General features: G+C 76.4%; 3 protein-coding genes. 2 read left to right on the top strand and 1 reads right to left on the bottom strand.

What is annotated here, in order from left to right; genetic code table 11:
- The first annotated feature begins 121 nt into the window (after nt 1-121).
- Nucleotides 122-580, top strand: coding sequence for an SUKH-4 family immunity protein (locus ABZ641_RS36580; RefSeq protein WP_359988846.1), 459 nt, complete (start codon nt 122-124; stop codon nt 578-580).
- A gap of 86 nt (nt 581-666) precedes the next feature.
- The gene (locus ABZ641_RS36575; protein WP_359988844.1) at nt 667-1,080 is read left to right on the top strand and encodes a cytidine deaminase; all 414 of its coding nucleotides are present in this window, start codon (nt 667-669) and stop codon (nt 1,078-1,080) included.
- 22 nt (nt 1,081-1,102) lie between these two features.
- On the opposite strand, the gene ABZ641_RS36570 is transcribed toward ABZ641_RS36575, so the two are convergent.
- Nucleotides 1,103-1,402, bottom strand: coding sequence for a hypothetical protein (locus tag ABZ641_RS36570; RefSeq protein WP_359988842.1), 300 nt, complete (start codon nt 1,400-1,402; stop codon nt 1,103-1,105).
- Between the last annotated feature and the right edge of the window lie 204 nt (nt 1,403-1,606).

Genomic DNA, 1,606 nt, shown 5'->3' with positions numbered 1-1,606 from the left:
CCGAACGGATGCCGGGCGTCGTCCGGCGGGAGGCGCGCCCGACCCCGGTCGGCCCGGTCGGGGGACCGTGCGGGCTGCGGCGGAGCGCGGCCGGGGCCGACGGAGGCAGTACCCTCTCCGCGTGAACGATGCCCAGCTCGCCGCCCTGCTGACCGGATGCGCCGAGGCCCCCTACCCCGGCACCTGGCAGGACGCCCCCTTCGCGGAGCGGACGGTCGAGGGAGTGCGGTACGCCCTGGTCGCGGTCGACCCCGGGGTGAGCGCGCTCGGCATGCGGCGCGAGGACGGCTCGCTGTGGCTGCTTCCCGGGTGGAGCACCCCGCGGCTGGTGAACACCCGCGCGGAGACCTTCGCCGCCTTCACCCGCCTCTACGAGGAGGCGGCGGCCGAGGCCGATGCGTTCGAGGCCGACTCCGACGAGGACGACTCCGACGAGGCCGTGGACCGCGCCACGGCGGCCGGCGACGCGCTCACCGACGCCCTGCTGGCGAAGTTCGCGGCCCTCGACCCGGCGGCCGTCGCCGACGAGAACTCCTTCTGGCACATCGCCGCCGAGGAACTGGGCTACGCCATCGGCTGACGCCGCTGCGCCCCGGCCCGTATTCGGTTGCGCACCGGTGTCCGGCCGGGTCAAGGTGGCCCGACACCCCGACGGAAGCAGCAGAGATGACCGCCCCGACCACCCACGTCGACCACGAACTCGTCGAGGCCGCGACCCACGTCGCCCGCACGCGCTGCCGGGGCGACAACCACACCGTGGCAGCCGCGGCCCGCGCCCGGGACGGACGCATCGTCACCGCCGTGAACGCCTATCACTTCACGGGCGGCCCCTGCGCCGAACTCGTCCTCATCGGCGCGGCAGCCGCCCAGGGCGCCTACGAGCTGGAGACGATCGTCGCCGTGGGCGACCGCGACCGTGGAGTGCTGCCGCCCTGCGGCCGGTGCCGCCAGGTCCTGCTCGACTACTTCCCCGGCATCGAGGTCGTCGTCGGCACGGGCGACCGGATGCGGGCCGTTCCCGTCCACGACCTGCTGCCCGAGACCTACGTGTGGGCCGACCACCAGCTCGACGGCGGGTGAGCCACGCTCGACGCCGGGCGGGTCACGGCCCGGGGGCCTCGGTGAGGCAGGCCGGGAAGTCCGGGTGCGAGGACCAGGCGGCGAGGCCCTCGACCACCACAGCCCAGGCGCGGGCGGCCTCGCCGGCCTCACCCCGGTCCAGGGCCTCCTCCGTCAGGGCGAGGTGCTCGTCGACCGCCCGGGACCACGTCTCGAACGCCGCGGCGACATCACCGCTCCGGCCCCACGGCCCCGCCGGGCCGGGCCGCTGACGCCGGGCCGTGACGAACGCCCGCGCGGCGGCCAGCTGTTCGGCGGTCGGAAGGCTCTCGCTCGTGCTCATGCCCGATCCTCGGTGGCGGCACCGCCCGCCCCACCCGCTGCGGGCCTCCGGCGGAACGGCACCGTGATCTTCGGCTGCCCAACCTACCCCCGCAGCGGGGCGACAGCTGCGATCCCCCGCCGCTCCGCGCGGCGCCGCCGAGGCCCGCAGGGCCGACCGGTCAGGGCAGCGGCTCGCCGCGCGGAGCGGCGGGGGATCGCAGCT

Origin of the sequence: Kitasatospora sp. NPDC007106 (assembly GCF_040634455.1) — a bacterium.
In the GTDB taxonomy this organism is placed as follows: Bacteria; Actinomycetota; Actinomycetes; order Streptomycetales; family Streptomycetaceae; genus Kitasatospora; species Kitasatospora arboriphila.
This window is presented reverse-complemented; position numbering and strand designations above follow the sequence as displayed.

What these genes read in the sequence shown, in the direction of transcription:
- ABZ641_RS36570 (WP_359988842.1), bottom strand. Translation starts at nt 1,402, where the DNA reads ATGAGCACGAGCGAGAGCCTTCCGACCGCCGAACAGCTGGCCGCCGCG.
- ABZ641_RS36575 (WP_359988844.1), top strand. Translation starts at nt 667, where the DNA reads ATGACCGCCCCGACCACCCACGTCGACCACGAACTCGTCGAGGCCGCG.